The following is a 25203-nucleotide window of genomic DNA, read 5'->3' on the forward strand; positions in this document are numbered from 1 at the left end:
CCATGGCCCGTTTCTTCATTGATCGCCCGGTATTCGCCTGGGTGTTGGCGATCTTCATCGTGCTGGCCGGTGTGCTGGCAATTCCCAAGCTCGCGGTGGAGCGTTACCCGGCGGTAGCGCCAACCAGCGTCAGCATCTATGCCAGCTATCCCGGTGCCAGCCCGCAGACGCTGGATGACTCGGTCGTCGGCTTGATCGAGCGCGAGCTGTCCAGCGTCAAGCACCTGCTGTACTTCCAGTCGTCGGTGGATACCTCGGGCGAGGCCTCGATCACCGCAACCTTCGCCCCGGGTACCAACCCGGAGATGGCGCAGGTGGACGTACAGAACCGGATCAAGGCGATCGAGCCGCGCTTGCCGGCCAGTGTGCGCCAGAGTGGCTTGTATGTGGAGGCGTCCGGTTCCGGCTTCCTGATGCTGGTAGGGCTGAAGTCGCCTGACGGCAGCGTGGACGAAGCGCAGCTGGGCGATTTCATGGCGCGCAACATCATCGAGGAGCTGCGGCGTATCGACGGTGTTGGCCGGGTGCAATTGTTCGGTGCCGAGCAGGCCATGCGGCTCTGGTTGGACCCCACCGCGTTGGCGGGCTATGAACTTACCGTAGGCGACGTGGTCAGCGCCATCGAGCAGCAGAACCAGAACATCGCCCCGGGCCGCATCGGTGACTCGCCAAGCGTGGCGGGTCAGCGCATTACCGTGCCCTTGGTCGCCGATGGCCAGCTGACCACCGCTGAACAGTTCGCGGCCATCGTGCTGCGTGCGCATGCCGACGGTTCGCGGGTATTGCTGGGTGACGTGGCCCGGGTGGAGCTGGGGGCGCAGAGCTACGCCTGGGGCACCCGGGAGGACGGCCAGGTCGCTACTGCCGCCGGCATCCAGCTGCGTCCGGGGGCGAACGCGGTGAGCACGTCATCGGCCGTGCGTGCGCGCATGGCCGAATTGCAGGCCCTGCTGCCGCCCGGTGTGGAAAGCAGTATTCCGTTCGATACCGCGCCGTTCGTGAAAATATCCATCCAGAAGGTGTTGCAGACCCTGCTGGAGGCGATGCTGCTGGTGTTCGCGGTGATGTTCCTGTTCCTGCAGGACTGGCGCTACACGCTGGTGCCGGCACTGGTGGCGCCGATCGCGCTGCTGGGCACCTTTGCGGTGATGCTGGCGTTGGGCTTCTCGATCAACGTGCTGACCATGTTCGGCATGGTCCTGGCAATCGGCATCATCGTCGATGACGCGATCGTGGTGGTCGAAGGCGTCGAGCGGATCATGGCCGAGGAAGGCTTGGCGCCACGCGAGGCCACGATCAAGGCGATGCGCGAACTGACCAGCGCGGTGGTCGGCATCACCCTGGTGCTGACAGCGGTGTTCATCCCCATGGCCTTCGCCAGTGGCTCGGTGGGCGCGATCTATCGCCAGTTCACCGTGTCGATGGCGGTGGCGATCCTGATTTCTGCATTGCTTGCGTTGAGCCTGACCCCGGCACTGTGCGCAACCCTGCTGCGGCCAGTTGCGGATGAACGTCCGCGCGGTCGCGTGTTCGCCGCATTCAATCGTGGTTTTGCCCGCATGAGTGGGCGCTATCACCGTGGTGTGGCTGCGGTGCTGCGCCGCTGTGGGCGCGTCATGGGGGTGTTCGCCGGTCTGGTGCTGGTGTTGCTGCTTGGCCTGCAATGGCTGCCGGGTGCCTTCCTGCCGGAAGAGGATCAGGGTTACTTCATGACCTCGATCCAGTTGCCGGCCGAAGCAACCGCAGAACGAACCCTGGCTGTGGTCCAGGCCTACGAGGCGCATATCGCTTCGCGGCCGGGCATTGCAGCCAATCAGGTCATCACTGGCTATAGCTTTGCCGGTTCCGGTCCCAGCGCAGCGATGGCGTACACCATGCTGAAGGACTGGGGTGAGCGCAACGGTGCCACCGCGGCCGGCGAGGTGGCGGCCACCCTTGAAGCGATGGCGGCTACCAGCGAAGGACAGGTGATCAGTGTGACGCCTCCGGCCATCGATAGTCTGGGCAACTCCTCCGGCTTCAGTCTGGCGCTGCAGGCGCGCACCGGCCAGAGCCAGCAGCAGCTGCGCGCAGCGCAGAAGCAGCTGTTGGCGTTGGCACAGGCCAGCCCCTTGCTCGGCGAAGTGCACGCTGATGGACTGCCATCGGGCAGCAGCGTGCGGTTGCAGATAGATCGTGCCAAGGCCGAGGCGATGGGCGTTGGGTTCGCCGACATCAGCAACACCTTGTCGGTGGCGATGGGCTCGCAATACGTCAACGACTTCCCCAATGCCGGGCGCCTGCAGCAGGTGATCCTGCAGGCGGATGCGCCGTTCCGGATGGAGGTGGAGGATGTGTTGCGCCTGTACGTGCGCAATGCCCAGGGCGGCATGGTTGCGCTTGCGGAGCTGGTCAGCCCGCACTGGGAGGAATCGCCGTTGCAGCTGCAGCGTTACCTTGGGTTCCCGGCGCTGAATGTGTCTGGTGCGCCCGCCGAAGGCGTCTCCACCGGCCAGGCCATGGCCGAGATGGAGCGGCTGGCCGCGCAGCTGCCGGCGGGCTTCGCGCTGCAATGGACCAGCCAGTCGCTGCAGGAAAAGACCTCGGGCGCGCAAGCACCATGGCTGCTGCTGATGTCGATGCTGGTGGTGTTTCTGGTGCTGGCAGCGCTGTACGAGAGCTGGTCGATCCCGATGGCGGTGATGCTGGTGGTGCCGCTTGGCCTGCTGGGTGCGGTGGCGGCGGTATTGCTGCGTGGCATGCCCAACGACATATTCTTCAAGGTCGGCATGATCACGGTGATCGGCCTGTCGGCAAAGAATGCGATCCTGATCGTTGAGTTCGCGCGACAGCTGCAGCGGCAGGGGATGACGGCGGCGCAGGCCGCATTGCGGGCGGCGCGGATGCGCCTGCGGCCCATCCTGATGACGTCGATGGCGTTCGCACTGGGTGTGCTGCCGTTGATGCTGGCGCAGGGCGCGTCGCGGGAAACCCAGCAGGCCATCGGTACCGGCGTGTTTGGTGGGATGGTGACCGCAACGGTGCTGGCGGTGTTCTTCGTGCCGGTGTTCTATGTGGTGGTGGATGGCAGTTGGCGTTGGTTGCGGCTGCGTCTGCCCGGTTCGCGCTGGAGATCCGCTGGCGGAGGATGATGAACGGATCAGGCGGGCCGGCCAGTGGCAGGTTCCAACCGACCGCGACGGTGGTTACTCTTGGCGTCCTTCATACCTGACGTTGACCTGCCGATGATCCGCAAGATCCTGTTCTGCGCTTTGATTGCCCTGCCGATGTCGGCATTCGCCTCCAGCTTTGCAGGCACGTCGGCCGGTTCCGCATCGGGCGCATCGTCCAATTCCTCGGGCAGCTCCTCGGGTGACGACAAGGTGTTGCTGGACGCACGTGAAGACGCAGCGGGTTTTGTTGCCAGCAATGGCGAGATCCGTGGCGCATGGCTGGAAGCGGCCTTGATCCAGCTGCGCGAGCGTGATGCCGCTGCGCGCGACGCCAGCGACATGGAGTTGGCCCGGAAGATCCTGGCCCTGTGATGGATCTCCGCCGGCTGCCGCCCGCGCGGTGGCTGGCGGTGTTACTGCTGCTCTGCGCGGCAGCGCCCTCGCAGGCGGCACTGCGCATCGAGCTGCAGGCAGCCGCACCAGCGCTGGATTCGGCGCAGGTAGTGGCCAGCCAGCAACTGATCGACGATGTGCTGGCGCGTATTCCCGCCGGCATCGAAGCCAGCGGCGCATTGACGCTGCAGCTGCGCTGGCGTGATGACCTGCCCGAGCATGTACAGGGCAGGGCGCGCGGGCCTGAACTTGGTTTGGATAAACGCCTGTTGCCACTGTTGCTGCAGGGTGACTCCGCATCTGCGGACGCCTCGACCCAGGCGTGGCAACAGGCACGTGCGGCGCTGATCCACGAGCTGGGACATGCGTTGGACCGTTCCGCCATCGGCGGCTGGTCACGTCAACCGCGCTTTCTGGACCTGGCCGGTTGGCAGCAACGGCCGCTGTGGCCGGGGCGTGGGCGCAACCACTTCAGCCTGCGCAGCCCCGATCGCTACGAGTTGGAGAGCCCGACCGAGTTCTTCGCGGTAAACCTCGAACACTATCTGCTGGACCCGGAGTACGCCTGCCGGCGTCCGCTTCTGCATGCCTGGTTCGTTGAGAATCTTGGCCCGCCGCGTCAGCTGGATGTGCTGCAGTGCCCGCAGGCCTTGCCGTTCATGCAGGCCGGCGAGCAGGAAGGCCTGGCCGATCTGCTCGATCTCGACCCGGCGCGGGTCTACGAAATCGACTACCTGCTGGCCGAAGGCAACGAGAAGCTGATGAGCCGCTGGGGCCACAGCATGCTGCGGCTGGTGGTGTGCGCGCCGGGCCGTACGCCTGGCCCGGCCTGTCGTATGGATCTGCAATACCACCTGGTGCTGTCGTTCCGCGCCTTCGTGGGTGATGTGCAGATATCCAGCTGGCGTGGCCTGACCGGGTCCTATCCGTCGCGGCTGTTCGTGCTGCCGCTGAGCCGGGTGATCGAGGAATACACCAAGGTCGAGCTGCGCGGGGTTTCCTCCACGCCGCTGCGCCTGCAGCGTGATGAGATCAACGCGGTGCTGCAGCAGGCGGCGCGGCTGCACTGGGACTACGACGGCCGCTATTACTTCATCAGCAACAATTGTGCGGTGGAAACCGGCAAGCTGCTGGGCGATGGGGCGCCGCGGCTTGGCTCCGCAGATCTGCTGTCGATCACCCCAACCGGTTTGCTGCACAGCCTGCGCGCCGAAGCATTGGCCGATCCGTCACGCGAACGCGCGCAGGCGCTGCGTGGCGGCTATTACTTCGAGTCGGCGGCCGCCCACTACGCGCTGGTGTTCGAGATCGCCCGCAAAGCGCTGCCATTGCCGGCCGACAACGTGGAGGCATGGCTGGCACTGCCGCCTGTGCAACGCCGGAGGTGGATGCAGCAGGCTGATGATCAGGTGCTGGCGGCCATGCTGTTGCTGGAGCAGGCTGCGTGGCGACGGGGGGAAGTGGCGGCAGCCGATGTGCTCAAGCGCAGCCTGCTTGCCGGCGGCAAGCGGCTGCCGGAAATGGCGGACTTCCAGGCGCTGATGGAGCGGTCTGCGGTGCTGCTGGCGCCGGGCGGCCTGTTGGGGCCGGGGCAGGGCTATGGCATTCCCGATGTAGATGAACGAGAGCGCTTGAGCGCCGAGGCCGCCGCCGGGGCTGGGCCCGCCCGGCAACAATGGAAAGCCCTGCGCGAGGCCGCACTGGCCGCGCTGCCGGGAGCACAGCGCGCGCGGATGGAGCAGATCGAGTCGAACCTACTGTACCTGCGGCAGCGGCTGCGTTTAGGGTACGGTACGCCATCAGGGGAGGCGGCGGCGCTCGATGAGCGTCGTCCGGATCGGTTTTCAGGAGAGCGCGGTTGATTGGTACTGGGCAGCAGACGGTCAATGCGATGGCCGAGGATGTGTTGAAGCTGCGCTCCTGCGCGATTCTCCAGCTTGACCCTGATGGACAGGTGCTCAGCTGCAATGCCGGTGTGGCAACGGTATTTGGCTATCCCTGCGAAGAGATCCGCGGGCTGCCGTTCTCGCAGTTGTTCAGCGCCGCCGATACACAGCGCGGCATAGCCCAGCAGGCCGTGGCGCGCACGCTGCAGCAGGGCAGCGACCAGCTCAGCCTGGCGATGGTACGCAAGGATGGTGGCCGCTTTCGCGCATCGATGATATTGGAGCGGATAGCCGACCAGCGTGGCGTGCGGGTGCTGGTATTGATCCGTGACGTCACCGAGGCATTCCAGACCCAGAAGCGGGTGCGCGAGGCGCAGGAAGTCGCGCTGCGCGCGCAGCGCCTGGATGCGGTGGGCAAGTTGACCCTGGGCTTGTCGCACGACTTCAACAACCTGCTGTCGGTGATCGGCAACAGCCTGGACATGCTGTCGCTGCGCCGCTCCGGCGACGAGAGCGTGCGGCGCATCCTGGACATCGCCCACCGCGCGGTCGGGCGTGGCACCCAGTTGACCCGGCAGATGCTGGCGTTCGGGCGCGGGCAGACCCTGGTGCCGCAGCTGAGCGAGGTGGATGATCTGCTCAATGCCTCGTTGGAGCTCTACCGCCGCGTCTGCGGCGAAACCATTCAGTTGAACGTGAGCATTGCCGAGCAACTGCCGCCGATTTCGGTGGACATCGGTCAGCTCGAGGCGGCGCTGTTGAACCTGCTGGGCAACAGCCGCGATGCCATGCACGGTGTCGGCAAGGTGCTGTTGTCGGCACGGCTTGAGAGCATCATCGTGCCGTCGGGCACGGGTGAGGCCGGGCAGTTTGTCTGCATCTGCGTTGGTGACAGCGGGCCGGGCATCCAGGCCGAGATCCAGGAGAGCGTGTTCGAACCGTTCTTCACCACCAAGAGCGTGGGAGATGGCAGCGGGCTGGGGCTGAGCCAGGTGTATGGCTTTGCGGCGCAGTCGGGGGGCACGGCCACGATTGGTACGTCCGCGCTGGGTGGGGCGGCGGTGTCGCTGTATTTCCCGGTAGTGGTGTAGCAGACTGGTTTTTGTAGGAGCGGCGTAAGCCGCGAAGCTGGCTATCTACCAAGACACCCGCTCTGGATTTGAAGCCATATCTGCTTCGCGGCTTACGCCGCTCCCACAAACCAGCTGCTGCAGCCTCCCGCCATTTGGCGGGAGGCTGTCGTCAATCAATCAGCGCGGCCGCCGAATTCACCGGTGGTGGTGTTCACCAGGATGCGTTCGCCGTTGACGATGTACTCCGGCACCATGATTTCCAGGCCGGTGCTGAGCTTGGCCGGCTTCGGGCGCTTGGTGGCGGTGCCGCCCTTCAGTTCCGGCGGGGTCTCGATCACTTCCAGGGTCACATGCTGCGGCATCTGCACGGCAACCGGCTGGTCGTCGATGACCTGCACGTAGATGCCGGTCAGGCCTTCGGTGATGTAGCCGGCGTCGTCGCCGATGACCTCGGCGTCCAGCGTGTACGGGGTGTAGTCCTCGTCATCCATGAACACGAAGGCGTCGCCGTCCATGTAGGAGAAGGTGGACTGGCGGCGCAGCAGCTCGACTTCCGGCAGGTTGTCATCGGCATCGAAGCTGGCATCGAGCTTGTTGCCGCCCGGCACGCTGTACATGATGAAGCGGAAGCGGACGTTGCCGCCACGGCCCTGCGGCGAGCTGCGCTCGATGTCGCGGATCTGGTAGACGCCGTTGTTGTACTCGACGACGTTGCCTTTCTTGATGTCGTTGGCTTTCATAAATGCAGGGAATGGGAATAGGGAATCGGGAATGGAAGGTCAACCGCCTTCCATCCAACGGACAGGCAATGAGGTTCAGGCAATGGTGAAGCGATAGCGGGGTTCAATTCCCGACTCTCTATTCCCCATTCCAGGCTCAATTACTTGGGTGCCAGACGTACCGCACCGTCGAGGCGAATAGTCTCACCGTTGAGGTAGGTATTGCCAATGATGTGGCCGACCAGGCTGGCGAAATCGGCCGGCTGGCCCAGCCGCGACGGGAACGGGATGGAGGCGGCCAGCGATTCCTGCACGTTCTGCGGCATGCCGTCGACCATCGGGGTCCAGAACACGCCCGGGGCGATGGTGAGCACGCGGATGCCGAAGCGCGACAGCTCGCGCGCCATCGGCAAGGTCATGCCGACCACACCGCCCTTGGAGGCGGAATAGGCGGCCTGGCCGATCTGGCCCTCATAGGCAGCCACAGAAGCGGTATTGATGATCACACCGCGCTCGCCGTCGGCGTTGGCCTCGTTGTGCTGCATCAGTTCGGCGGCGGCCTTGGCGACGTTGAAGCTGCCGACCAGGTTGACCATCACCGTGGTCTGGAAGTTGGCCAGCGGCATCGCCGCTTCGCGGCCGAGCACGCGGCCGGCACCGAGGATGCCGGCGCAGTTCATCACCACGTTCAAGCCGCCCAGGAACTCACGCGCGGCAGCCAGATTGGCGGCGACACCGGCTTCGTCGGTGACATTGGTGGTGAAGTAGCGGGCATTGTCGGCGCCCAGTTCGGCGACCGCAGCGGCGCCCTTTTCATCATTGAGGTCGAACAGGGCGACCTTGCCGCCATTGGCAACCAGGAACTGGGCGACGCCGAGGCCGAGGCCAGAGACGCCGCCGGTGATGACGGCACGAACGGAAGACAGCTGCATCGGAACAATCCTGCTGAGTGATCCGCCGATTCTAGCTGATGCCGATCCGCGGCCAGCGGCTGCGGGCAGACCTGTGGCACCTGACCTGATGCAGCGAGGCCATGGGCAATTGAATCCTGTCCTTGCCATGAAGGTAGCCCGGGTAAGCACAGCGCACCCGGGGAGCGGGAGAGTTGGGGGACCTGGAGCATCTGCCGAAAGCCCCGGGTGCGCTGCGCTTACCCGGGCTACGGGGTGATTCCGATCTGTGCCAGGTTGGGGGTGATCAGACCTGTGGTACCGGGCCGGCGATGTCGGCCCTGGTCAGTTGTCGGCTGAAGTCAGGCGGCGACAGGCCAGGTGCGAACAGGAAGCCCTGGCCAACCGGCACGCCGAGCCCGAGCAGGAACTGGCGCTGCGCCTCGGACTCGATGCCTTCGGCGACCAGACCCAGGCCGAGGCTGCGGGCGATGCCACAGACCGCCTCGCAGACGGCGACGTCGGAAGGGTTGCCAGGTACGCCGCTGATGAACAGCTGGCTGAGCTTGAGGCCGTGGATCGGCAGGGTGCGCAGGTAGTTGAGCGCGCTATAACCCTCACCGAAGTCGTCGATGGTCAGCACCACGCCCATGGCGCGCAGCTCGGCAAAGGTGCGCAGGGTCGCCGGGGCGTCCTCGATCAAGACGCGCTCGGTGAACTCCAGTTCCAAGGCGCTGCCGGGCAGGCCGTAATGGTCGAGAACCTCGCGCACCTGGCGCGCCAGGCGGTCGCCACTGAACTGGCGGTAGGAGACGTTGATCGCCACCCGCATCATGCCCAGCCCCTCGCGCTGCCACTCGCGGATCTGCCGGCAGGCCTGGTGCAGCACCCATTCGCCGATGCGCACGATGTCGCCGGTGTTCTCGGCATGGCTGATGAAGATGTCCGGGCGCAGCTCGCCGAGCTGGCGGCTGCGCCAACGGATCAGGGCTTCGCAGGCAATGGTCTGGCCGCTGCGCAGGTCAACCTGCGGCTGGTAGACCAGCCGGAACTCGTCACGGTCCAAGGCCTTGCGCAGGCGCCGCTCGATCTGCAGGCGGTCGCGTTGGCGCCGTGCCAGTTCCGGCGAGAACAGCTGCCAGCCATTGCGGTCGCGGCGCTTGCACTCGTACATGGCCAGATCGGCGTTCTGGATCAGTTGCTGTGGGCGTACGCCGTCCTTGGGCGCGCGGGCAATACCGATGCTGGTAGTGACCGGGAATTCGTCCTTGCCGAACTGGAACGGCGGGACGAAGGCGCGGGTGATGGCTTCGGCCAGCTTTTCCGGTCGGCCGGGCAGCTCGCGGGCGTCGCAGGTGACCACGAACTCATCGCCGCCGAAGCGCGCAAGCAGGCCCTCGGTGCCGATCGCATCGGAAATGCGGCGGGTGGCTTCGATCAGCAGCAGGTCGCCGGCGTTGTGGCCAAGCACATCGTTGACGGTCTTGAACCGGTCCAGGTCGATGTAGAGCACCGCGACCTCGGCGTGCGAGGGGTTGCTCAGCCGGGCTTCCAGGTCGGTGAGTGCGGCATCGCGATTCATGATGCCGGTCAGCGGGTCGGTGCGCGCCTGGTTCTTGAGGGTCTGCTCGGCATGCTTGGGCTCGGTGATGTCCTGCAGGGTGCCGGCGATACGGTTCGAGGCAAGGTCGCCGAGCTCCACTTCGCCGATCATCCTGATCCAGAAGCTGTGACCGCTGGCGCGTTGGCCCTGCAGTTCCAGTTCGAAGCCGGTGCGCTGCTCGACCACGCGTTCCATCGCATCGCGCAGTTGCTGGCGCGACAGGCTGTTCAGGCAGGCCAGTAGCTGCTCCAGATCGGCGGGGGGCGATTGCTGGCCAAGAATGCGCTGTGCCTCGCCGGTGAGGTAAAGCCGCTGCTGGCCGCGGTCCCACTCCCAGCCGCCGATATGCGCCAGTGATTGGGCGCGGTCGAACAGGGCGTGGTCGCGCTTGAGTTCGGTGATGTCACTGAACAGGGAAAACACATGGTCGGGCAGGTCACAACCGGCCGAGAACACCGGCACCGTGGTGATCGAGATCCAGATCATCCGCCCGTTGGGGCGGTGGTACAGGCCGATGATGGTGCTGGGGATGGTCCTGCCTTCGGCAAAGGAGCGGGTTACCGGCCAGTGCTCGGGCCGCAGGCGACGGCCGTGCTCATCGACGCTGATCCACTCGTCGCTGTGCAGCGGCACCTTGGCCGGGGCAATGCTGCCGAGGTTGAAAATGCGGTGTGCCGCGGGATTGGCGGAAATGATGCCCAGGTGGCGGTCAAACAGCATCACCCCCTTGTCGATGGACTCCAGCAGCAGGCGGTATCGGGTTTCGGCCTGCCAGCGCCTGCTCAGGTCGCGGGCGACGGCGACGATGCAATGTGCATCGTCGTGCTCGATGGTGGCCGAATGCACCTCCACCGGGAAGCGACTGCCGTCACCGCGCATGTTGGTGACTTCAACCACATAGGTTTCGCCACGATTGAGGGTTTCCCAGACCGGCTCAAGGTGGTCGGCCGGCAGGTCGGGATTGAGCAGCTCGATGGGCTGGCCGACGATCTCCTCGCGGGTACGGCCATAGGCGCGGACCCCTGCGCTGTTGACGTCCAGTACCACGCCGGTAGCGCTGAGGATGCTGACCGGGTCGGGCACTGCGTTGAACAGGGCGGCGTAGCGACGTTGTGCCAGCCTTCGCTCGGCCATGGCCTCGGTCAAGGCTGAACGGGCAGCAAGCAGGGCCTGTTGCAGGCTGATCGGCAGCGGTTGCTGAAGTGCATTGTCCAGTCCAGCCAGCGCGTCGACATGCGCGGCGCGGTGATCGCCGTCGTCAGATATCCCAAGCTGGCTGGTTCCGGTCATGACACTGTCAATGCCCTTCCTGTCTTGCTGCCTGTCTGCCGGCCCAGTCGTTCTGCGAGCCAGTTCCCCGTAGCGGCCAGCGCCGGCAGATCCACGCCGGTACGCATCCCAATGCCGTGCAGCATGTAAATAACATCTTCGCTGGCGACATTACCACTAGCACCGCGCGCATAGGGGCAGCCACCGGTGCCAGCCACGGCCGAATCCACCACCCGCACGCCTTCCTCCAGGCAGCTGGCGATATTGGCCAGCGCCTGCCCGTAGGTGTCGTGGAAATGCACGGCCAGGTCGGCGACCGGCAGTTCCGCGGCCACCGCCCGCAGCATCGCACGGGCCTTGAGCGGGGTGCCGACGCCGATCGTGTCGCCCAGGGATATTTCATAACAGCCCATGGCGTGCAGGCGAACAGCCACACGGACCACGTCGGCCAACGGCACTTCACCCTGGTAGGGGCAGCCCAATACCGTGGAGACATAGCCGCGCACCCGTACGCCATCGGCCTTGGAGCGGGCCAGGATGGGTTCAAAGCGCTGCAGCGACTCATCGATGCCGGCATTGGTATTGGTGCGGTTGAACTGTTCCGAGGCGGCAGTAAACACGGCAACCTCGGTGACACCTACCGCCAGGGCGCGCTCGTACCCCTGTTCATTGGGCACCAGTACCGGGTAGCTGACGCCTGGCTTGCGCTGGATGCCGGCAAACACCTCGGCGGCGTCGGCCAGCTGCGGCACCCATTTCGGGCTGACAAAGCTGGTGGCCTCGATGCTGCGCAGGCCGGTAGCCGAGAGCCGGTCGATCAATTCGATCTTGTCGGCAGTGGCGACCTGCTGCTTCTCATTCTGCAGGCCGTCACGCGGGCCTACTTCGACGATACGGACGAAATCATTCATGGAGCGGTCTTTGGCTGAAGGAGGGCGCAGGTTGGGCAGGAGCGCGGATTACTGCGCGGTCCAACGGGGAGGGCGCTTCTCAAGGAAGGCGGTCAGCCCTTCGCGACCTTCATCGGAGGCGCGCAGGGCGGCGATCAGGCCGGCATTGGCACGGTCCAGCCCATCGCGGTCGCCCAGCGCAGCATGGACCTCGCGGACCAGTACCTTGGCGGATGCGGCGGCAACCGGGCCGGCCTTACCCAGCAGGTTGAGCTGGGTCTGCACGGCGGCGTCCAAGGCATCGGCGGCTACGACCTGGTGGACCAGGCCGATCTGCTGCGCGGTAGTTGCGTCGAAATGCTCGCCGGTGGCGAACCAGCGCCGAGCCTGGCGCGGACCGATCGCTGCGATCACATAGGGCGAGATCACCGCGGGTAGCAGGCCGAGCCGGCTTTCGGTCAGGCCAAAGCGCGCGCCCTCGGCGGCGATGGCGATATCGCAGCAGGCGACCAGGCCAACGCCGCCACCAAAGGCTGCGCCCTGCACGCGGGCGATGGTCGGCTTGGGCAGCTCGTCCAGGGTGCGCATCAGCCGTGCCAGCGCCAGCGAGTCGATGCGGTTCTCTTCCTGGCTGGCGCTGGCCATGGAACGCATCCACTGCAGGTCGGCACCGGCCGAGAAGGAGGCGCCGGTACTTGCCAGTACCACGGCACGCACGGCCGGGTCGGCGCCCAGGCTGGACAGGGTCTCGGTCAGGGATTGGATCAGCGCCGCGTCGAAGGCGTTGTGCAGGTCCGGCCGGTTCATGGAAAGGGTCGCTACCGCGCCCTGCTGCTGCACGAGCAGTGCATCGCTCATTGGTAATGCCTGTTTGAACGGTAATCCCACGAATCATAGCGGTGCAGGGGTGGGACGCCATGACGCAGCGCGGCGATGCTAGAATTGATAACCATTCTTATCACCACTCCATAGGCGCTATTCAGTGACGTTGTCAGATTTGCCGCTGCATGCTTCAGCGCGCGTAGAAAGCGTTCAGGACCTGCATGCAAACGATGCAATCGCGCGCCGTCTGCGCGAGCTGGGTTTCGTGAACGGAGAGGAAGTCCGCTTGGTTGCGCGTGGTCCGGTCGGCGGTGAGCCGTTGCTGTTCCAGGTCGGGTTTACCCGTTTTGCGCTGCGTCGTAGCGAGGCCGCGCGCGTCCAGATCAGCGCCGAAGGAGCACAGCCATGAGTACCGCTATTGCCCGGTTGGCGTTGGTTGGCAACCCGAACAGCGGCAAGACCGCGCTGTTCAACCAGCTGACCGGCAGCCGCCAGAAGGTGGCCAACTACACCGGTGTCACCGTCGAGCGTAAGGAAGGCCGCATGCGCGGGCCGTCCGGGCAAGAGTACGCGGTGCTGGATCTACCGGGCGCCTACAGCCTGCACCCGGCCAGCCTGGACGAGGCCATCACTCGTGATCTTTGTCGGGGTTTCTACCCTGGCGAAGCTGCGCCGGATGCGCTGATCTGCGTGATCGACGCGACCAACCTGCGCCTGCACCTGCGCTTTGCGCTGGAAGTGCGCGAGCTCGGCAAGCCGATGGTGGTGGCGCTGAACATGGTCGATGCCGCGCGCAAGCGTGGCATCGAGATCGATGTACCTGCACTTGAGAAAGCCTTGGGCGTGCCGGTGGTGGAAACCGTCGCGGTGCGTCACAACGGCGCGCGCGCGCTGGTCGAGCGCATCGATACCCTGATGCCAAAGCTCGACGCCATGCCGGTGCATGCGGCCGAGCCCGGTGCTGATTACCACGCGCAGGTGCGCGACATCCTGGCTTCCGCCGTGCGCATGCCCGCGCCCACCGCCAAGGTGGACGATGCGCTGGACCGTTGGTTGCTGCACCCGGTTTTCGGTCTGCTGACCCTGGCTGTGGTGATGTTCCTGATCTTCCAGGCGGTGTATGCCTGGGCGACGCCATTGATGGATGGCATCGAGGCCGCCTTTGGCTGGCTGGGGCCGGTGGTGGCCGAGAAGCTGCCGGAAGGGCCGCTCAGCAGCCTGCTGGTGGACGGCATCATTGCCGGTGTCGGCGGCGTGCTGGTATTCCTGCCGCAGATCCTGATCCTGTTCGCCTTCATCCTGGCATTGGAGGAGTCGGGCTATCTGCCGCGCGCTGCCTTCCTGTTGGATCGGATGATGGCCTCGGCCGGTTTGTCCGGCCGCTCGTTCATCCCGCTGCTGTCGAGTTTCGCTTGCGCGGTGCCGGGCATCATGTCCACCCGCTCGATCCAGGACCCGCGTGATCGCCTGGCCACCATTCTGGTGGCGCCGCTGATGACCTGCTCGGCGCGCCTGCCGGTGTACGCCTTGCTGATTGGTGCCTTCATCCCGGCCAAGACTGTGTGGGGCGTGTTCAACCAGCAGGGGCTGGTGCTGTTTGCCCTGTATGTGGCCGGCATCCTCAGTGCATTGGTGATGTCGTGGACGATGAAGAAGTTCCGTCGTGACAAGAGCGAGCATCCCTTGATGCTGGAGCTGCCGTCCTACCGTCTACCCAATCCGCGCGACCTGCTGGTGGGTCTGTACGAGCGCGCGATGATCTTCCTCAAGCGCGTGGGCGGCATCATTCTGTCGCTGACCATCCTGTTGTGGTTCCTGCTGTCGTACCCGGGTGCACCCGAGAACGCGACCATGCCGGCCATCGATTACAGCTTCGCCGGCCAGATCGGCCATGCGATGGCGGTGATCTTCGCCCCGCTGGGTTTCAACTGGCAGATCTGTATTGCCTTGATCCCGGGCATGGGTGCGCGCGAAGTCGCGGTATCTTCGCTGGCCACCATCTATGCCTTGTCGGCAGCCGATGACGACGCTGCCATCCAGGCGCTGACCCCGGTGATCAGCGATGGCTGGACCTTGGCGACCGGCTTGTCGCTGATGGTCTGGTTCATCTACGCGCCGATGTGCATTTCCACCTTGGCCACGATCAAGCGCGAGACCAACTCGTGGAAGCAGATGGCCTTCGCCACGGTCTACCTGTTCGGCGCGGCCTATCTGGCGGCGTTCGTCACCTACCAGGTGGCGGTGGCACTGGGAGCCGGCTGATGGACAAGGGCCTGCTGCTGCAATACCTGATCATCGCCGTGGCGGTGCTGGTCAGTGCCTGGGTGGTGCTGAAGAAGCAGTTTCCGGGCGTATTGCGCAAGCTGCGCGGCGTGTTGGCGCTGTGGCTGGTGAAGCCGCAGCGCTCGCCGCGGCTGCAGGCCTGGGGACGACGTCTGGCGCCGCCGGCAGCCAGCGCTGCAGGGGCATGCGGTGGCTGCAACAGCTGCGGGCCAAGCGAGCCCAAGCAGCATTGAGCACTACCACAACGCCGGGGAAACCCGGCGTTGTTGCCTTTGCAGGCAGGAGCAATTGGATGGCGCGCGTTGCAGCGGTGTCCAGGCTCGGTAGAGGGGGAGCCCGGGTGCGCTGCGCTTACCAGGGCTACGGTTCTGGCTGCGCATCGCTGGGTCGTTCGGCCGGACCGCGGGGCTGGCAGTGGTGCAGGCAACCTTTGGATGCTCGCTGAAGGCTCGTGGCTGTACACTGCGTCGATTGCACGGAGCAAACAGGGGGGAAGACATGAAGTCATTGATTGGCGTTGTGCTGTTGGTCGTGGTGTTGGCTGCAGGTGGGTCGTTCTATCTGCGTGGTGGCAACAAGATCACCGAGTCCCAGGTGCGCGCGTTGTACCTGCGCGCCGACCAGGCGCTTGCGGCAGGCGACGACAAGCCGCTGTGCGAGATGTTGTCGAAAGACTATGTGCAGACCACGGTAACCAAGACCGAAACCCAGCAGGCCGAACAGCGCTATGACAGGGAGCAGTACTGCGCCTCCTTGGCTCAAAGCATGAGCCAGCTGCGCCAGTTCCGGGAAACCTTCGGTGGTCGCATGCCGCTGCGCTACGAGCAGAAGGTGAACAGCATCAGTATTGCCAGTGACGGTCGTTCGGCCGAGGTTGAGGTATCGGCCATTGTCGAAATGGCGGGCGTGCGCATGGTCAGCCGCGGCCGCGACACGGTGGAACGCAGCCGCTGGCGGACCTATATGACCGGCAGTCGTTCGATTACCCATGTCGGCAGGATGTAATCGCGCGCTGTGTGCTTGTGCGCTGGGCCGTTGAAGCGTTAGCGTGCCGGCATGAATACGACTCCAACCCGTTTGCTGATCCATGGCGCCTCCGGCCGCATGGGCCAAGCCCTGCTGCGCCTTGCGGCAGAAGATTCCTCGTTGCAGGTGGTCGCCGCGGTGGTGCGCAAACCGCCAATCCAGCGCGTGATCGACGGCATTCCGCATTTCGCCGCCAGCGAGCTGTCTGGTGCGCCTGCATTTGATGTGGCGATCGATTTCAGCCTCCCGGAGGGCTTTGACCCGGTGCTGGCACTATGCGTGGAACGCGGTGTGGGACTGGTATCGGGCACAACCGGCATCAGTGAGGTACAGCAGGCCGCTTTAGCTGCAGCCGCGAACAAGATCCCTCTGGTTTGGGCGACCAATTTCAGTCTCGGCGTGGCAGTGCTGGCCGAGCTGGTGGAGCGTGCCGCGGCAGCGTTGCCTGGCTGGGACTGCGACATCGTCGAGTCCCATCACGTGCACAAGAAGGACGCCCCTTCCGGTACCGCGTTGACACTGGGGGAGTCGGCCCAGCATGGCGGTGCGGAGCCGCGTTACGCCAGCCTGCGTGCAGGCGACATCATCGGCGAGCACTTCGTTCAGTTCACCGGACTTGGCGAGCGGGTGGAGCTGGTGCACCGGGCTACCAACCGGGACATTTTCGCGCGCGGGGCGCTGCACGCGGCCAAGCAACTGCGCCAGCGCAGTCCGGGGCAGTACCGGGTGCGGGATCTGGTTGGGACGTCCGGGCAGGCCTGAAACAGCTGAATGCGCGGCACTTTCCTTCCGGAACATGGCTTTTGTCGCCACTGAACAGCTGAAGAGAGGCGAACGGGGCGCTGGCGTTGGTGCCCCCATGCCTTTACAATTCCGGCTCGCCGAAACACGTTAGCCGGACCGGTTCCCAGACCGCCGTCCGCGCTTTTTTGCAACCGGTTTTTGACCGTGAACGCAGGCGTGGCTTCGGAGTCCCCCGGTAGCCAAAGTGAGATTCCCGTGACCCAAGCCGCAATTCTCGTGCTCGAAGACGGCACCGTATTCGAGGGCGAATCCGTAGGCGCGCCCGGCCTATCCGTGGGTGAGGTGGTGTTCAACACCGCCATGACCGGTTACCAGGAAATGCTGACCGATCCGTCCTACGCCCGGCAGATGATCACCCTGACGTATCCGCATATCGGCAACACCGGTATGAACGACCAGGACGATGAAGCCTCCAAGGTATGGGCATCGGGCCTGATCGTGCGCGATGTGCCGCGTCGCCCAAGCAACTGGCGCAACCAGGTGTCGCTGCAGGATTGGTTGATCCAGCGCGGCGTGGTGGCCATCTCCGGCATCGATACCCGCAAGCTGACCCGCATCCTGCGTGAGCGCGGCGCCCAGAACGCTGCGCTGATGGCTGGCCCCGACATCGATGTCGAGAAGGCGCTGGAAGCCGCGCGCAAGTTCCCCGGCCTGAAGGGCATGGATCTGGCCAAGGTGGTCAGCACCGACACGTCCTACGGTTGGACCGAAGGACAGCTGGACCTGGATCGCAACGAATTCGTGCGCGCCGAACCGAAGTTCAAGGTCGTGGCCTATGACTTCGGCGTCAAGACCAACATCCTGCGCATGCTGGCCGAGCGCGGTTGCGAGCTGACCGTGGTGCCGGCACAGACCCCGGCTGCCGAAGTGCTGGCGCTGAAGCCGGACGGTGTGTTCCTGTCCAATGGCCCGGGCGACCCGGAACCCTGCGATTACGCCATCAGTGCGATCAAGACCTTCGTCGAGCAGAAGATTCCGACCTTCGGTATCTGCCTCGGCCACCAGCTGCTCGGCCTGGCCGCAGGCGCCAAGACCATGAAGATGGGCCACGGCCACCACGGTGCCAACCACCCGGTGCAGGACATCGACGACGGCCGGGTGATGATCACCTCGCAGAACCACGGCTTCGCCATCGACGAAAGCGTGCTGCCTGCCAATGTGCGGGTCACCCACCGCTCGCTGTTCGACCAGACCATCCAGGGCATCGCGCTGACCGATGCGCCGGCGTTCTCCTTCCAGGGCCACCCGGAAGCCTCGCCGGGTCCGCGTGACGTGGCACCGTTGTTTGACCGCTTCATCACCCTGATGGAAGGGGCCAAGGCGTGAGCAAGGCGCGCTGGCTGATGTTGCCGGCGCTGCTGGTCACCTCGGTGGCCAGCGCGGCGCCAGTGACCGCGCAGGAGATCCGCGATCTGCTGCCGCTGACCGGCTTCGAGCGCATGGGCAATGACGCGGCCACGTCCATGTTGGCCAATGTCACGCTCTTCCAGCAGATTCCGGCAGCACAACGCGCGTGCCTGGCCACGCCGATCGGCGAGGTGCTGAATGAAGCACTGGTGGATCGCCTGGTCGCCAATCTTGGCAACGACGGGCAGCAGCACCTCAAGCGCTGGCAGGCGTTCTATTCAAGCCAGGGCGGCAAGCGCATGGTCGCGACCCAGCGCCAGATGATGTACGGCACCGCCTTGCCCGCCGAGTTCGAGGGCGAGCCCAGCGAGCTGGAGCGCAAGCAGGTAGGCGAGTTCATGGCCAGCGGCTCCTATGAAGCCTTGGGCGCCGTGCTTGCGGAGCTGGGCGAGATGCCCGATGGCCTGCCGCTGCGCATGAGCGAGCGCATCCAGAGCCAATGCGGTGTCACGATTGATCCAGAAGAGTTTTCCTGATCGACAGCGTGCGATCACTTCCCCCAGACACGCTGTACTGACTTAGAGAAGAAAATGCCAAAGCGCACCGACCTAAAAACCATCCTGATCATCGGCGCCGGCCCGATCGTCATCGGCCAAGCCTGTGAGTTCGACTACTCCGGCGCGCAGGCGTGCAAGGCGCTGCGTGACGAGGGTTACCGCGTGGTGTTGGTGAACTCCAACCCGGCCACGATCATGACCGACCCGGAGATGGCCGATGCCGTCTACATCGAGCCGATCAACTGGCAGACGGTCGAGAAGATCATCGACAAGGAGCGCCCCGACGCGCTGCTGCCGACCATGGGCGGCCAGACCGCGCTGAACTGCGCGCTGGACCTGGCTGACCACGGCGTGCTGGAGAAGTACAACGTCGAGCTGATCGGTGCCAAGCGCGAAGCCATCCGCATGGCCGAAGACCGCGAGCTGTTCCGCGTGGCGATGGGCGAGATCGGCCTGGAATGCCCGACCGCCGCCGTCGCCCACACGCTGGAAGAGGCGCTGGAAATCCAGACCCGCGTTGGCTACCCGACCATCATCCGTCCGTCCTTCACCCTCGGCGGCAGCGGTGGCGGCATCGCCTACAACCGCGAAGAGCTGATCGAGATCGTCGGCCGCGGCCTGGAACTGTCGCCGACCACCGAAGTGCTGGTCGAAGAATCGGTGCTGGGCTGGAAGGAATTCGAAATGGAAGTGGTCCGCGACACCGCGGACAACTGCATCATCGTCTGCTCGATCGAGAACCTTGATCCGATGGGCGTGCACACCGGTGACTCGATCACCGTGGCACCGGCACAGACCCTGACCGACAAGGAATACCAGCGCCTGCGCGATGCCTCCATCGCCGTGCTGCGCAAGATCGGCGTGGATACCGGCGGTTCGAACGTGCAGTTCGGCATCAGCCCGACCACCGGCCGCGTGGTGGTGATCGAGATGAATCCGCGCGTGTCGCGTTCCTCGGCACTGGCCTCCAAGGCCACCGGCTTCCCGATCGCCAAGGTCGCAGCCAAGCTGGCTGTCGGTTACACCCTGGACGAATTGAAGAACGAAATCACCGGCGGCCTGACCCCGGCCTCGTTCGAGCCGTCCATCGACTACGTCGTCACCAAGATTCCGCGCTTTGCCTTCGAGAAGTTCCCGGCCGCCGACGCGCGCCTGACCACCCAGATGAAGTCGGTGGGCGAGGTGATGGCGATGGGCCGCACCTTCAAGGAATCGCTGCAGAAGGCACTGCGTGGCCTGGAAACCGGCAAGGTCGGCCTCGACCCGACCGAGCTGGACCTGGGCAACGAAGACGACGTCGCCACCATGAAGCGCGAGCTCAAGGCCCCGGGCCCGGAGCGTCTGTTCTACGTCGGCGATGCCTTCCGTACCGGCATGAGCGTGGAAGAAATCTATGGCCTGTCGCACATCGACCCGTGGTTCCTCGACCAGATCGAAGAGATCATCGCTGACGAAAAGCAGGTCCATGCCGAAGGTATCGATTCGCTGAACGCAGCGCGCCTGCGCAAGCTCAAGCGCGCCGGTTTCTCCGATGCGCGCCTGGCGCAGCTGACCGGCACCAACGAAGCGGCCATCCGTGCACTGCGTCGCGCCCACAAGGTGCGTCCGGTCTACAAGCGCGTTGACTCCTGCGCCGGCGAGTTCGCCACCGGCACCGCCTACCTGTACTCGACCTACGAGGACGAGTGCGAGGCCGCGCCGAGCAACCGCGACAAGATCATGATCCTGGGCGGTGGCCCGAACCGCATCGGCCAGGGCATCGAGTTCGATTATTGCTGCGTGCACGCTGCGCTCGCCCTGCGCGAGGATGGTTTCGAAACCATCATGGTCAACTGCAACCCGGAAACCGTTTCGACCGATTACGACACCTCCGACCGCCTGTACTTCGAGCCGCTGACGCTGGAAGACGTGCTGGAGATCGTCGAGCTGGAGCAGCCCAAGGGCGTGATCGTGCAGTACGGCGGCCAGACCCCGCTGAAGCTTGCACGTGCGCTGGAAGCCAATGGCGTGCCGGTGATCGGCACCTCGCCGGACTCCATCGATCTGGCCGAAGACCGTGAGCGCTTCCAGCAGCTGGTCGAGAAGCTCGGCCTGAAGCAGCCGCCGAACCGCATCGCCCGCAACGACCAGGAAGCTCTGCTGCTGGCCCGCGAGATCGGCTACCCGCTGGTGGTGCGCCCGAGCTACGTGCTTGGCGGCCGTGCGATGGAAATCGTCTACAGCGAAGCCGACCTGGCCCGCTACGTGCGCGACGCGGTCAAGGTGTCCAACGATTCGCCGGTGCTGCTGGACCACTTCCTTGATGCGGCAGTCGAAGCCGACGTCGACATCATCTGCGACAAGGACGGCAAGGTCCTGATCGGCGGCGTGATGGAGCACATCGAAGAAGCCGGCGTGCACTCCGGTGACTCGTCCTGCTCGCTGCCGCCGTACTCGCTGTCGGCTGAAACCCAGGCCGAACTGCGTCGCCAGGTCACCGAGCTGGCCAAGGCACTGCAGGTCGTCGGCCTGATGAACACCCAGTTCGCGATCCAGTCCGATGCCGATGGCAACGACGTGATCTACCTGCTGGAAGTCAACCCGCGTGCCTCGCGCACCGTGCCGTTCGTGTCCAAGGCGACCGGCATGGCGCTGGCCAAGATCGCCGCCCGCTGCATGGCCGGCAAGACGCTTGCCGAGCAGGGCGCGACCAAGGAAATCGTGCCGGATTACTACTCGGTGAAGGAAGCGATCTTCCCGTTTGCCAAGTTCCAGGGCGTCGATCCGATCCTCGGGCCGGAGATGCGCTCCACCGGTGAGGTGATGGGTGTAGGCCGTACCTTCAGCGCAGCGTTCGCACGTGCGCAGGAAGCCGGCAGCATCAAGACCCCGCCGGTCGGCAAGGTCTTCATCTCGGTGCGCGACGCTGACAAGCAGCGCGTGATGCCGGCGGTGCAGGGTCTGGTCGAGCGCGGCTACTCGCTGGTTGCCACCCGTGGCACCGCCGCCTGGTTGCAGCAGCACGGCTATACCTGTGACGTCGTCAACAAGGTAGTTGAAGGCCGTCCGCACATCGTGGACAGCATCAAGAACGGCGAGATCGTCTACATCGTCAACACGACCGAAGGCCGTGCTGCGATCAACGACTCGTTCTCGATCCGCCGCGAGGCACTGCAGAACCGCATCACGTATTCCACCACCGTTGCTGGCGCCAAGGCGCTGGTGCAGTCGCTGGAGTTCCGTGGCACCGGTCCGGTGTTGTCGCTGCAGGAACTGCACAAGGAGCTGAATGCATGAGAGCCCCCATCACGATGAAAGGCGCCAAGCGCCTGCGTGACGAACTGGATCACCTGAAGTCGGAGAAGCGCCCCAAGGTCATCGCCGCCATCGCCGAAGCACGCGAGCACGGTGACCTGAAGGAGAACGCCGAGTACCACGCCGCACGCGAAGAGCAGGGCTTCATCGAAGGCCGCATCAAGCAGCTGGAAGGTGAACTGTCACATTCGGAAATCATCGACATCAGCAAGCTCAACGCTGGCAGCAAGGTGGTATTCGGTGCGACGGTGACCCTGGCTGACGTCGAGAGCGACGAAGAAAAGCGTTACCAGATCGTTGGTGACCTGGAAGCGGACATCAAGCTGGGCTTGATCGCCATTTCCTCGCCGGTGGCGCGTGCGCTGATCGGCAAGCACGAAGGCGACGCCATCGCCATCGACGCGCCGGCTGGCCAGCGCGAGTACGAAATCGTCAGCGTCGAATACCTCGACTGACGATGGCCAAAGCCACGCTGCTGCTGCCCGCGCGCAGCCGTTTTCCGGCAGGCGAACTGCCGGCGCAGGTGGCCATGGCCCTGGGCCGTGCCGAGCGCTCGCTCGGTACGGCCGGTGAATCGGCGCAGCTGCGCCGTCACTTCAGCGTGCAGCCGGCCGACTGGTCGGCTGCCGCCTTGACCCGCCAGACCGATGCCGGCGATGCCGCGGGCGGCTTCTGGCTGCGCGCCGATCCGGCCAATATCGTGCCGGACATGCAGGGTGCACGTCTGATGGCAGCTGCCGAGACGCTGCGCTTGGAGCAGGCTGACGTTGACGCCTTGTTACCCGCGCTGCAGCCGTTGTTCGCTGGTTTCGGCTACCAATTGGATGCACCGACGCCCTCGCGTTGGTACCTGCGCCTGCCGGCTGACACGCCGCTGCCCGAGTTTGCAGAACCGGATGTGGTGCTCGGCGACGATTTGTTCTCGCATCTGCCCAACGGAGAGAACGGACGCCGTTGGCGCGCTTTTATGACCGAAGCGCAGGTGGTCCTGCACCAGCATCCATGGAACGAACAACGGGTGGCCCAAGGCCAGCGCGCGGTCAATTCGTTGTGGTTCTGGGGCGCTGGCAGCCTGCCGGCATCGGTACATACCGCGCACGCCCAGGTGCGCAGCCGCGATGCCTTGGTGCAGGGCCTGGCCGCGATGGCCGGCGTGCGCCTGGGCGGCGAGCAGAGCGTGGATGCACTGGTCGATCTGCGCCAACTGCGTTCGCTGCAGCAACTCGCGCGGGATGCGATCACCCCCTTGCTCGATGCACTCAAGCGTGGCGAACTCAGCGAGTTGCAGCTGGACTTCGAAGATGGCACCGGCTATCGCATCACCCGCGGGCAGCGTTGGCTCCTGTGGAAGAAACCGATCATGACGCTTGTCGATGAGTGACAGTCTGAAGATCGTTCGGCGCGAGATGGTCGCGGTCGACGGCTGGAACGATGAAACCCTCCCGTTGCTGCGCCGCATCTATGCCGCGCGTGGTGCCACCACGCCAGAGCAGGCACAGCCGCGACTGGCGCAGTTGCATGCGCCCGAGCTGCTGGGCGGCATGCAGGCCGCCGTGCAGTTGCTTGCTGATGCCATCGCCAACGACAAGCGCATTCTTATAGTCGGTGATTTCGACTGCGACGGTGCCACTGCCTGCGCGGTAGGCGTGCGCGGACTGCGCATGCTGGGCGCACGCGACGTGGTGCATGCCGTGCCAAACCGGATGCTGCATGGCTACGGCTTGTCGCCGTCCCTGGTTGAAGAATTGGCTGGTTTGAAACCGGACCTGCTGGTCACGGTCGATCACGGCATCGCCTGTCATGCCGGCGTGCGCGCGGCAAAGGCCTTGGGCTGGCAGGTTCTGGTCACCGATCACCATCTTCCCGGTGAGCAGTTGCCGCCGGCCGATGCAATCGTCGATCCGAACGTGGACGGTGACGCATTCCCCAGCAAAGCACTGGCCGGTGTCGGCGTCATCTTCTATGTGTTGATGGCGCTGCGTCGTCACTTGCGTGAGCAATCCGCATTCGGGACGCAGGCCGAGCCTGACCTGCTGACGCTGCTGGACCTGGTCGCCGTCGGCACTGTCGCCGATCTGGTGGCGCTTGATGAAAATAATCGCGCCCTTGTTTCAGCAGGTTTGCGGCGACTGCGCGCCGGCAAGGCCAGCGTCGGCCTGCAGGCCTTGATCGAGGTGAGCGGACGTGACCCGCGCCGGCTCAGCGCCAGCGACATCGGTTACGCCGTTGCGCCACGGTTGAACGCTGCAGGGCGCCTGGAAGACATGGCGCTGGGTATCGAGCTGTTGCTGACCGAAGACCCGGCACAGGCGCGGCACATCGCCACGGTGCTGGAAGAGATCAACGCCGAGCGCCGCGCGGTACAGCAGATCATGACCGACGATGCCGAGCGTGCCGTCGCCCGCGCACTGCTGGATGACGCCATGCAACGCCCGGTTGCGGCCTGCCTGTTCGATGCCGAATGGCATCCGGGCGTGGTCGGTCTGGTCGCTTCAAAGATGAAGGATAGGCTGCATCGGCCGGTCATTGCGTTCGCCCCGGCCGAGCCCGGTGCTGATGCATTACGTGGTTCCGCGCGCTCGATCAGCGGCTTCCATATTCGTGACGCCTTGGCTGCAATGAACGCCAATCACCCAGGGTTGATGGAGAAGTTCGGCGGCCATGCGATGGCAGCGGGCCTCAGCTTGTCGTTGGCAAACCTGGAAGCGTTCAAGGCTGCGTTCGAGCAGCAGGTGCAGCACAGCCTGGATCCGGCGCTGCTGCAGCAGCAACTGCTCAGCGATGGCGAGCTGTCCCCCGTCGAGCTGGACTTCCAGCACGCTGAGGCGCTGCGATTGGCCGGTCCGTTTGGCCAGGGGTTTGCCGAACCATTGTTTGATGGCGCATTCGAAGTGCTTGAATGGCGGGTGCTGAAAGAACGTCATCTAAAGCTGGTGTTGCGCCAGTCGGGCAGTGCCGCGCGGATCAATGCCATTTACTTCAATGGCTGGAATGGCGCGGCACCTGCGCAACAGGTGCAGATCGCCTACCGTCTGGTGAGTGATGACTATCGCGGTGGCAAGGCGATCCAGTTGATCGTCGAGCACTGCGCATCTGTCTGATTCCGGCGCGAGGTAGTGTGTTCGGCTGAACGTCGTGCCCGCACAATGCCGCTACGAGAGGTTGATCGAGGGGCCTCGCCAGGATCCGGGCGTT

General features: G+C 64.8%; 20 protein-coding genes. 15 read left to right on the forward strand and 5 right to left on the reverse strand.

The genetic code is table 11. From position 1 onward, the window contains the following. Positions 1-2 precede the first annotated feature (2 nt). The 4 genes from AC13FW_RS08375 to AC13FW_RS08390 all read left to right on the forward strand — a co-directional run bounded on the left by AC13FW_RS08375 (position 3) and on the right by AC13FW_RS08390 (position 6522). Complete coding sequence (locus tag AC13FW_RS08375; protein WP_482988801.1) at positions 3-3131, forward strand: multidrug efflux RND transporter permease subunit; 3129 nt, start codon at positions 3-5, stop codon at positions 3129-3131. 93 nt (positions 3132-3224) lie between these two features. Beyond that, positions 3225-3524 carry a DUF2388 domain-containing protein gene (locus tag AC13FW_RS08380; RefSeq protein WP_481509754.1) on the forward strand — a complete coding sequence of 100 codons (300 nt, stop codon included), beginning with the start codon at positions 3225-3227 and terminating at the stop codon, positions 3522-3524. Continuing rightward, positions 3524-5407, forward strand: a complete 1884-nt coding sequence (locus AC13FW_RS08385) for a DUF7844 domain-containing protein (RefSeq protein ID WP_482988802.1) — start codon at positions 3524-3526, stop codon at positions 5405-5407. Before AC13FW_RS08380 ends, AC13FW_RS08385 begins: the two co-directional genes overlap by 1 nt. Continuing rightward, on the forward strand, positions 5404-6522 hold the full coding sequence (locus AC13FW_RS08390; protein WP_482988803.1) for a two-component system sensor histidine kinase NtrB: 1119 nt from the start codon (positions 5404-5406) through the stop codon (positions 6520-6522). Before AC13FW_RS08385 ends, AC13FW_RS08390 begins: the two co-directional genes overlap by 4 nt. 155 nt (positions 6523-6677) lie before the next feature. On the opposite strand, the gene yeiP is transcribed toward AC13FW_RS08390, so the two are convergent. The 5 genes from yeiP to AC13FW_RS08415 form a co-directional block, all read right to left on the reverse strand. Continuing rightward, positions 6678-7244: an elongation factor P-like protein YeiP gene (gene yeiP / locus AC13FW_RS08395; protein ID WP_282270790.1), complete on the reverse strand. Its 567-nt coding sequence runs from the start codon at positions 7242-7244 to the stop codon at positions 6678-6680. A gap of 140 nt (positions 7245-7384) precedes the next feature. After that, complete coding sequence (locus AC13FW_RS08400) at positions 7385-8155, reverse strand: SDR family NAD(P)-dependent oxidoreductase (protein ID WP_296252128.1); 771 nt, start codon at positions 8153-8155, stop codon at positions 7385-7387. A gap of 265 nt (positions 8156-8420) precedes the next feature. Next, positions 8421-11006 (reverse strand): sensor domain-containing protein, encoded by a 2586-nt coding sequence (locus tag AC13FW_RS08405; protein WP_482988804.1) that lies wholly within the window; start codon positions 11004-11006, stop codon positions 8421-8423. Next, positions 11003-11896 carry a hydroxymethylglutaryl-CoA lyase gene (locus tag AC13FW_RS08410; RefSeq protein ID WP_482988805.1) on the reverse strand — a complete coding sequence of 298 codons (894 nt, stop codon included), beginning with the start codon at positions 11894-11896 and terminating at the stop codon, positions 11003-11005. Before AC13FW_RS08410 ends, AC13FW_RS08405 begins: the two co-directional genes overlap by 4 nt. A 48-nt stretch (positions 11897-11944) precedes the next feature. Then, complete coding sequence (locus tag AC13FW_RS08415) at positions 11945-12733, reverse strand: enoyl-CoA hydratase-related protein (RefSeq protein ID WP_482988806.1); 789 nt, start codon at positions 12731-12733, stop codon at positions 11945-11947. 124 nt (positions 12734-12857) lie between these two features. Here AC13FW_RS08415 and AC13FW_RS08420 point away from each other — a divergent pair, with 124 nt between their 5' ends. From AC13FW_RS08420 to recJ, 11 genes are all read left to right on the forward strand, one after another. After that, positions 12858-13106 carry a FeoA family protein gene (locus tag AC13FW_RS08420; RefSeq protein ID WP_296252135.1) on the forward strand — a complete coding sequence of 83 codons (249 nt, stop codon included), beginning with the start codon at positions 12858-12860 and terminating at the stop codon, positions 13104-13106. After that, entirely contained in the window at positions 13103-14959 is a 1857-nt protein-coding gene (gene feoB, locus AC13FW_RS08425) for a ferrous iron transport protein B (RefSeq protein WP_296252137.1), read from the forward strand. Before AC13FW_RS08420 ends, feoB begins: the two co-directional genes overlap by 4 nt. After that, positions 14959-15213, forward strand: coding sequence for a DUF6587 family protein (locus AC13FW_RS08430; protein WP_296252139.1), 255 nt, complete (start codon positions 14959-14961; stop codon positions 15211-15213). Before feoB ends, AC13FW_RS08430 begins: the two co-directional genes overlap by 1 nt. 265 nt (positions 15214-15478) lie before the next feature. Then, positions 15479-15985, forward strand: coding sequence for a hypothetical protein (locus AC13FW_RS08435; RefSeq protein ID WP_296252141.1), 507 nt, complete (start codon positions 15479-15481; stop codon positions 15983-15985). A gap of 51 nt (positions 15986-16036) precedes the next feature. Next, positions 16037-16768 (forward strand): 4-hydroxy-tetrahydrodipicolinate reductase, encoded by a 732-nt coding sequence (gene dapB / locus AC13FW_RS08440; RefSeq protein ID WP_482988807.1) that lies wholly within the window; start codon positions 16037-16039, stop codon positions 16766-16768. Between the two features lie 237 nt (positions 16769-17005). Next, positions 17006-18136 carry a glutamine-hydrolyzing carbamoyl-phosphate synthase small subunit gene (gene carA, locus AC13FW_RS08445; RefSeq protein WP_482985334.1) on the forward strand — a complete coding sequence of 377 codons (1131 nt, stop codon included), beginning with the start codon at positions 17006-17008 and terminating at the stop codon, positions 18134-18136. Continuing rightward, entirely contained in the window at positions 18133-18693 is a 561-nt protein-coding gene (locus AC13FW_RS08450) for a DUF2059 domain-containing protein (protein WP_482988808.1), read from the forward strand. The genes carA and AC13FW_RS08450 overlap by 4 nt, the downstream gene beginning before the upstream one ends. A gap of 54 nt (positions 18694-18747) precedes the next feature. After that, positions 18748-21990 carry a carbamoyl-phosphate synthase large subunit gene (carB, locus tag AC13FW_RS08455; protein WP_481533802.1) on the forward strand — a complete coding sequence of 1081 codons (3243 nt, stop codon included), beginning with the start codon at positions 18748-18750 and terminating at the stop codon, positions 21988-21990. An 8-nt stretch (positions 21991-21998) separates the two neighbouring features. After that, positions 21999-22463 carry a transcription elongation factor GreA gene (gene greA, locus AC13FW_RS08460; RefSeq protein WP_481533823.1) on the forward strand — a complete coding sequence of 155 codons (465 nt, stop codon included), beginning with the start codon at positions 21999-22001 and terminating at the stop codon, positions 22461-22463. 2 nt (positions 22464-22465) lie between these two features. Further along, on the forward strand, positions 22466-23389 hold the full coding sequence (locus tag AC13FW_RS08465; protein WP_482988809.1) for a phosphoglycerate mutase: 924 nt from the start codon (positions 22466-22468) through the stop codon (positions 23387-23389). Next, on the forward strand, positions 23382-25109 hold the full coding sequence (gene recJ / locus AC13FW_RS08470) for a single-stranded-DNA-specific exonuclease RecJ (protein WP_482988810.1): 1728 nt from the start codon (positions 23382-23384) through the stop codon (positions 25107-25109). The genes AC13FW_RS08465 and recJ overlap by 8 nt, the downstream gene beginning before the upstream one ends. Positions 25110-25203: the final 94 nt, after the last annotated feature.

The sequence above is a fragment of the Stenotrophomonas sp. 21LCFQ19 genome (assembly GCF_056861425.1).